Source organism: Pseudomonas sp. NPDC087598 (assembly GCF_044743525.1).
Taxonomy (GTDB): domain Bacteria; phylum Pseudomonadota; class Gammaproteobacteria; order Pseudomonadales; family Pseudomonadaceae; genus Aquipseudomonas.
This window is the reverse complement of record NZ_JBIUWQ010000108.1, coordinates 1-7,851: the sequence shown is the minus strand read 5'-3', so window position 1 is coordinate 7,851 and position 7,851 is coordinate 1. Positions and strand designations below refer to the sequence as shown.

The window sequence follows — 7,851 nt, the reverse complement described above, 5'->3', positions numbered from 1 at the left end:
GAGCGCCCGGCCCCGCGTCCCAAGGTAGAAGCCGGCGTCAAGCTGCGCGGCGCCGAGAAGGTTGCACGCATCCCGGTGAAGATCATTCCGACGACCGAACTGCCGAAGAAACCTGACTGGATTCGTGTGCGCATCCCGGTTTCCCCGGAAGTCGACCGCATCAAGAGCCTGCTGCGCAAACACAAGCTGCACAGCGTTTGCGAAGAAGCCTCCTGCCCGAACCTCGGTGAGTGCTTCTCCGGCGGCACCGCGACGTTCATGATCATGGGCGACATCTGCACCCGTCGTTGCCCGTTCTGCGACGTTGGCCACGGTCGTCCGAAGCCACTGGACGTCAACGAGCCGGAAAGCCTGGCCATCGCCATCGCTGACCTCAAGCTCAAGTACGTGGTGATCACCTCCGTTGACCGCGACGACCTGCGTGATGGCGGTGCTCAGCACTTTGCCGACTGCATCCGCGAAATCCGCAAACTGTCGCCGAGCGTGCAGCTGGAGACTCTGGTTCCGGACTACCGCGGGCGCATGGACGTTGCGCTGGAAATCACCGCCGCCGAGCCGCCGGATGTGTTCAACCACAACCTCGAAACCGTGCCGCGCCTGTACAAGGCTGCGCGTCCGGGTTCGGATTACCAGTGGTCGCTGACCCTGCTGCAACGCTTCAAGCAGATGATGCCGCACATTCCAACCAAGTCCGGCCTGATGCTGGGTCTGGGCGAGACCGACGAGGAAGTCATCGAGGTCATGAAGCGCATGCGCGAACACGACATCGACATGCTGACCCTGGGTCAGTACCTGCAACCTTCGCGCAGCCACTTGCCGGTGCAGCGTTTCGTGCACCCGGACACCTTCGCCTGGTTCGCCGAGGAAGGTTACAAGATGGGCTTCAAGAACGTTGCGTCGGGTCCGCTGGTGCGTTCTTCGTACCATGCCGACGAGCAAGCGAAGCTGGTCAAGGCTGAGCTGCTGGGTTCCTGATCCCACGCTGACTGCCTCACAAAATACCCGCCTCGGCGGGTATTTTTGTTTGGGAAGTCTGACCATGGATTACTGGGCAACAGTGCCTCTTTTGTTTATCTCTGTTCCTGACTACTGTGTGCCCATGACTTCACACGCGGAGCCCCACGGATGACCGTTCGACCGACCCACACCCTGTTTCCGCATAAACCCGTACCTGCTTTGCCGTCGGAAGGGCTGATCGGCGTCATTGCCCCTGCCGGTCCCGGTGCACTGGATACGGACAAGGCTGTGCAATGGATGCGCGCCCGGGGCTATGCGCTGAAGGTGTTCCCCGGCGTATATGAAAAGGATGGCTATCTGGCCGGCAGCGACGATGTGCGCCTCAACGATCTGCACGCTGCGTTTGCCGACCCCGAGGTCGATGCGATCATCTGCCTGCGTGGCGGCTACGGCACACCGCGCCTGCTGGATCGCATCGACTACGACCTGCTCAGCCGCCACGCCAAGCCCTTCGTCGGTTACAGCGATATCACCGCACTGCACCTGGCAATCAGCCGTTACGCCGGGTTTGTAACCTTCCACGGTCCGCTGCTCAACGCCGATCTGTTGGGCGACAAGGAGCCTCCGACCGTGACATCGTTCTTCGCCATGCTGCGCGGTCAGTTGAAAGCGGGGAGTGTGCTGAGCCATCCGGTAGCGTATCCACTCACCACCGTTGAGCCCGGCATCGCCCATGGACGCTTGCTCGGCGGCAACCTGGCAATGATCGCCGCGACCCTCGGTACGCCTTATGAAATCGATGTCGAGGGCGCGATTCTGCTTATCGAAGATGTCAACGAGCCGCTGTACCGTATCGACCGCTTACTGACCCAGATGCGCCTGGCCGGCAAGTTGGCGAAACTGCGTGGTGTGTTGGTCGGGGATATCGCGGGGGTGGATGTCGAGGCGCTTGACCGTTTGCTCAAGCAGACTTTCGAACCGTTGCGGATTCCAGTGCTGTCGGGGTGGCGGAGCGGGCATTGCGATCCGAACCTGACGTTGCCGTTGGGCGCGCTGGTTCGACTGGATGCGGGGAAGAAGGAGTTGATGCTGGAGCAGGATGTGGTGGTTCGACGCTAGAGAGTTATCGTCAATTAGTCAGTCTTCGCGGGCAAGCCCGCTCCCACAAGATTCGTGGTGTACACAGATATTGTGATCACCGCTGAACCTGTGGGAGCGGGCTTGCCCGCGATGCTTTTACTGGCTACGCAAACTATCAAGCAGCTTATGCGTTGGATACCCATCCGCCGGCCAGCCAAACGACTGCTGCGCACTGCGGATCGCCTTGCGCGTATTGGCGCCGATAATCCCGTCAGCCGTGCCCGCATCGTAGTTGCGCGCACTCAGCAGGGTCTGCAACTCGATGCGCTCGGTGCGGCTCAGCGGCAGATCATCTTTCGGCCAGGTGCCGTTGATCAGGCCGCCGCCATTGAACCGTTCGGACAACAGGCTCACGGCCAAGGCATACGACGAAGAGTTGTTGTACTTGAGAATCGCCCGGAAGTTATCGAGGATCAGGAATGCCGGGCCACGGTAACCGGCCGGCAGCAACAGGGCGGCCGACAGTTGCTCGGAACCTGCTGGCACCTGACCACCATTCGGCAGAATCACACCCAACTGACGCCATTCGGCGACACTTTTACGAATGGCACCGTCGGCCAGCGTGTAGTTGAAGCTGCTCGGCAGCTGCACTTCGAAACCCCACGGCTGCCCACGCTGCCAGCCTGAGCTTTGCAGGTAATGCGCGGTCGACGCCAGCGCATCGGCCGGACTGCCCCAGATGTCGCGGCGACCGTCGCCATCGAAATCCACCGCGTGGGTGTTGTAGGTGGTCGGAATGAATTGAGTCTGACCCATCGCGCCAGCCCAGGAACCCAGCATCTTCTCCGGGGTGATATCGCCCTGTTGCAGGATTTGCAGGGCTGCGATCAATTGTGCGTGGGCGAAGCCCGGACGACGGCCTTCGTAGGCGAGGGTGGCCAGCGAGTTGATCACCGACTTGCTGCCCTGGAATTGGCCGAAATTACTCTCCATGCCCCACACCGACACCAGCGCCTGACGGTCAACGCCATAACGCTGTTCGATGCTTTGCAGAATGTCGGCGTACTGATTGATTAGGGCCTGACCTTTGCGCACGCGCAGAGGCGAAAGCGCGCCGTCGAGGTATTCCCACACCGGGCGGGAGAATTCCGGCTGACTGCGGTCGGCGCGAATCACACTGGCATCGAAGCTGACGTTGGCAAAGGCGCGATCAAACAGGTCGGCGCGAATCCCGGCGGCCAGGGCATCCTTGCGGAAACCCGCCTGCCATTCGGCAAAGGTCTGGGTCGGCTGAAGATCGAGAGGGTCGGCGGACGGCACTACCGGCGGGATGATCGCTGGGGCCGTGGCGACAGGGGCGGCTTGGAGAGGTTGCGCGTCGGCGGCGGTCGGTTTTTCCGCGCAGGCGACAAGCAGAATGAAGCTGGAGGCAGCGATCATCTGGCGAACAGGCCAGCGACGGGAAAGACTTAGGGGCATGCACAGTTCCAGGGGAAACGAATCAGGTGCAGACCTTAACATGACCGGGGGGTACTGCGCTTCAGGCAGCCAGAAAGTAAGAAGCCTCCCAGCTGTCAGACTGGAAGGCTTCGCGGCGGTAGCTGCCTTTACCCTTGGTTGGTCGTTCCTGACGACTGCGGAACAAGGGTTGGGCGACGATGGATTTGGCCTTGTTGGGGCCATGTTTCGCTGGCTTTTTGCTCATGAGGGTTCTCTCGATCGAGTGGGTTTTGCGCGGCAAATAATCTGCCGATGTGGGGCGTCTGTCCAGTGCCTGTTGTGTAGGAATGTTCTGGCGCTTTCGCGAGCAGGCTCGCTCCCACCTTTGAACACGTTCGTCTATGGGAACGCGGTCAAGGGTGGGAGCGAGCCTGCTCGCGAATGGTCGTGATGCGGTCGAGCGTCTTATTCCGCAGGCAATGACAGGCGCTGGCCGGCCATTAGCAACGCCAAGCGGCTCAGGCTCATCCATGGCGATCCGGCCGCCTGGCCTTTGATTTGCGCATCGATGCGCTGCGCTTCGAGCAACAACTGCGCCCAGCGTTGCGCCGTGTAGCGTTGCAAAGCTTTGCTCATCAGCGGTTTGCGCTTGTCCCAGACCGGCGGTTTCGCCTGACTGAAACACTTGTCCAGCGGCGTGCCCTGGCTGTATTGCAACGAGATATTGGCCAGCAGGCGCAACTCCCGCGCCAGTGCCCAGAGAATCACCGGTGGTTCGACACCCTCGCCACGCAGGCCTTCGAGCATGCGCAGGGCGTGGGCCGGTTCGCCGTTGAGCACCGCATCGGTCAGACCAAACACGTCGAACCGTGCACTGTCGGCCACAGCCGCCTGCACGGTTTCGACGGTAATCTGGCCGCCCTCGGCCATCAGCTTGAGCTTTTCGATTTCCTGCGCAGCGGCGAGCAGGTTGCCCTCGACGCGCGCGGCAATCAGTTCGACGGCGTCCTGACTGGCTGACAAGCCGGCCTGCGACAAACGCTGGCGAATCCAGCTCGGTAGCTGATTGGCATCCACCGGCCAGATCTGGATGAACTGGGTCTGCTGGCCTTCGACCAGCGCCTTGCCCCACTTGGTCTTCTGCGCACTGCCATCAAGCTTGGGCAGGCTGATCAGCAGCACAGTGTCTTCAGCAGGACGCGAGCAGTATTCGATGAACGCGGCAGCGCCCTTGTCACCGGGTTTGCCTGAAGGCAGACGCAGTTCCAGCAGGCGTTTCTCGGCGAACAGCGACATGCTCGCGCCGGCCTGCAGCAGCGTACCCCAATCGAAATTGGCGTCGGCGGCGAAGACCTGACGTTCGTCGAAACCTTGTTGGCGGGCAGCACTGCGGATGGCGTCGGCGGCTTCCTGGCACAGCAGCGGGTCATCGCCACTGATGATGTAGACCGGCGCGAGGGCGCCTTGCAGGTGTTTGCCGAGTTGTGCGGGAGCGAGCTTCATAAGAAAGGGCGAACGGGGCGCCTGAGCGCCCCGTACGTCTTACTGCTTCGGCAGTTCGAGCGGCGACTGACGCGGGGTTTCCGCTTCAGCCTTCTGTGCCGCTTCCAGCGCATCGGCTTCAGCCTTGGCACGGTCGTTGGCGGCTTGCTGCAATTGCTGCAGTTGACCCGGGGTCAGTTGCTGCAGACGCAGCATCATGCGCTGAACCAGCTCGCGGCGGGTTTCGCGACGGGCGTCGTTGGCTTCCTGATCGGAACCGACGAGGTTGTTGCCGTCGTGGATAAACACTTTCTGCACTTCAAGCTTGTCGCTCAGCAGAGAAAGGTTCTTGTCGCCACGAATGTCATAGCTCAAAACAGTGCTGACCTGATATTCGCCCGTACGGCCGGCACCGGCGTAGCTGAGGATGCGCTGGCTTTCCTGCTCGTCAGCCAGGAACAGCTTGTACGGTGCGCCGCTGTAAACCTTGACGCCGCTGGATTCCAGTACCTGACGCAGTTGAGTGACGGTCTCGCCATAGGCGTTACGCGCGCTCAGATCCAGTTCCTTGATCGACAGTTCATTGGTGCCGGTACCACGCAGCTGGAAACCGCAGGCGCTCAGCAGCACAGCGAGGCCCATCACCAGCAGATTGCGTTTGATCATTGTGTTGCTCCCCTTGAAACCATGTGGGCCGTTCATGCGGCCCGAAAGGTTTTACTTGGCGTCAGGCACACCTGACGCCCGATCCAATTAGCTGGCGACGATATTGACCAGTTTCCCGGGCACTACAATCACTTTACGAATAGTCAGGCCATCGACAAAGCGCAGCACGTTTTCGTTGGTGCGCGCGGCAGCTTCGACTTCTTCACGAGTCGCGCTGGCCGGCATTTCGATCTGCCCCCGCAGTTTGCCATTCACTTGAATGACCAGCGTCAGGCTGTCTTGTACCAGGGCGCTTTCGTCTACAGCCGGCCAGCCGGCGTCGATGACCGCGTCAGCGTGGCCCAGTTGATTCCACAACTCGTGACTGATGTGCGGCGTGATCGGAGCCAGCAGCAATGTCACGGCTTCCAGACCTTCGTGAATCAGCGCGCGATCCTGCTCGGTGCCTTGCGCGGCTTTTTCCAACACGTTCATCAGCGTCATCACCTGAGCGATGGCGGTGTTGAATTTGTGGTTCTGACCGACGTCATGGCTGGCCTGCTTGATGGCCAGGTGGATCGCACGGCGAACGGCTTTCTGCTCGTCGCTCAGGGTGGTGATGTCGAGTTTGCCCGGCAGGCCCTGAGTAACGTGGGCTTGCGCCAGACGCCAGACTCGCTTGAGGAAGCGGTGCGAGCCTTCAACACCGGAGTCGGACCACTCGGCGCTCATGTCAGGTGGCGAGGCGAACATCATGAACAGGCGGCAGGTGTCGGCGCCGAACTGATCGATCATCGACTGTGGGTCGACGCCGTTGTTCTTCGACTTGGCCATCTTCTCGGTGCCGCCGATTTCCACCGGCAGGCCGTCGGATTTCAGCTTGGCGCTGATGACCTTGGCTTTGCTGTCGCGCTCAAGTTCTACGTCTGCCGGGTTGAACCAGGTGTAGGCACCGTTGGCTTCGCGACGATAGTAAGTCTCGGCGATCACCATGCCCTGAGTCAGCAGGTTCTTGAACGGCTCGTTGGAGCTGACCAGGCCTTCGTCACGCATCAGCTTGTGGAAGAAGCGCGCGTAGAGCAGGTGAAGGATCGCGTGTTCGATACCGCCGATGTACTGATCCACCGGCAACCAGTGGTCTGCGGCGGATTTCTCTACCAGGCCACCTTCAAAGTGCGGCGAGGCATAACGGGCGTAGTACCACGACGACTCGACGAAGGTGTCCATGGTGTCGGTTTCACGCTTGGCAGGCTGACCGCATTTCGGGCAGGTGCACTCGTAAAACTCAGGCATGCGCGCCAACGGCGAACCGGCGCCGTCCGGCACCACGTCTTCCGGCAGCACGACTGGCAATTGGTCTTCCGGCACCGGCACGTCACCGCAGGCATCGCAGTGGATGATCGGGATCGGGCAGCCCCAGTAGCGCTGGCGGCTGATGCCCCAGTCGCGCAGGCGGAACTGAGTGCGCGAGGCGCCCAGTTCTTTCTTGATCAGGGCCACTTCCATGGCGTCGAACGCGCCGGCGAAGTCCAGACCGTCGAACTCACCGGAGTTGATCAGCGTGCCGTGCTCGCCGTAGGCGTCTTGCCATGGGGCCGGGTTGGTTTCGCCGGAGCTGGTACGCACCACCGATTTGACCGGCAGGTTGTACTTGTGGGCGAATTCGAAGTCGCGCTCGTCGTGAGCCGGGACCGCCATCACAGCGCCGTCGCCGTAATGCATCAGCACATAGTTGGCGACCCAGACCGGCAGCTTTTCGCCAGTCAGTGGGTGCTCGACGAACAGGCCGGTCGGCAGGCCTTTTTTCTCTTGAGTGGCGACGTCGGCTTCGGCAACGCTGCCGCCCTTGCATTCAGCGATAAACGCTTGCAGCTCAGGATTGTTCTTTGCCGCGAGGCTGGCCAAGTGGTGTTCAGCCGCGACGGCGACATAAGTCGCGCCCATCAGGGTGTCCGGACGGGTGGTGAAGACTTTCAGGGTGCCGGCTTCGCCGATGGAATCGACGTTGTACGGGAACTGCACTTCCATGCCACGGGACTTGCCGATCCAGTTGCGCTGCATGGTCTTGACCTGTTCAGGCCAGCCCGGCAGATCGTCGAGGCTCTCCAGCAGCTCATCCGCGTAGGCGGTGATCTTGAAGTAGTACATCGGGATTTCGCGCTTTTCAATCAGCGCGCCGGAACGCCAGCCGCGACCGTCGATCACCTGTTCGTTGGCCAGAACGGTCTGGTCGATCGGGTCCCAGTT

General features: G+C 61.2%; 7 protein-coding genes. 2 read left to right on the top strand and 5 right to left on the bottom strand.

All coding sequences use genetic code 11. From position 1 onward, the window contains the following. A partial coding sequence (lipA, locus tag ACIOWE_RS29315) for a lipoyl synthase (protein ID WP_401398428.1) occupies positions 1–975 on the top strand: 975 nt, incomplete at its 5' end. A 150-nt stretch (positions 976–1,125) separates the two neighbouring features. Next, on the top strand, positions 1,126–2,076 hold the full coding sequence (locus ACIOWE_RS29310; RefSeq protein ID WP_401398426.1) for an LD-carboxypeptidase: 951 nt from the start codon (positions 1,126–1,128) through the stop codon (positions 2,074–2,076). A 117-nt stretch (positions 2,077–2,193) separates the two neighbouring features. Here ACIOWE_RS29310 and ACIOWE_RS29305 read toward each other — a convergent pair whose 3' ends face one another. The 5 genes from ACIOWE_RS29305 to leuS form a co-directional block, all read right to left on the bottom strand. Next, positions 2,194–3,516 (bottom strand): lytic murein transglycosylase, encoded by a 1,323-nt coding sequence (locus ACIOWE_RS29305; protein WP_401398424.1) that lies wholly within the window; start codon positions 3,514–3,516, stop codon positions 2,194–2,196. 61 nt (positions 3,517–3,577) lie between these two features. Continuing rightward, on the bottom strand, positions 3,578–3,742 hold the full coding sequence (gene arfA, locus ACIOWE_RS29300) for an alternative ribosome rescue factor ArfA (RefSeq protein ID WP_053124158.1): 165 nt from the start codon (positions 3,740–3,742) through the stop codon (positions 3,578–3,580). A gap of 200 nt (positions 3,743–3,942) precedes the next feature. Then, positions 3,943–4,980, bottom strand: coding sequence for a DNA polymerase III subunit delta (holA, locus tag ACIOWE_RS29295; protein WP_166216743.1), 1,038 nt, complete (start codon positions 4,978–4,980; stop codon positions 3,943–3,945). A 39-nt stretch (positions 4,981–5,019) separates the two neighbouring features. Beyond that, positions 5,020–5,625, bottom strand: coding sequence for an LPS assembly lipoprotein LptE (lptE, locus tag ACIOWE_RS29290; protein WP_401398422.1), 606 nt, complete (start codon positions 5,623–5,625; stop codon positions 5,020–5,022). A gap of 87 nt (positions 5,626–5,712) precedes the next feature. Further along, on the bottom strand, positions 5,713–7,851 hold a 2,139-nt coding region (leuS, locus tag ACIOWE_RS29285), incomplete at its 5' end, for a leucine--tRNA ligase (RefSeq protein ID WP_401398421.1).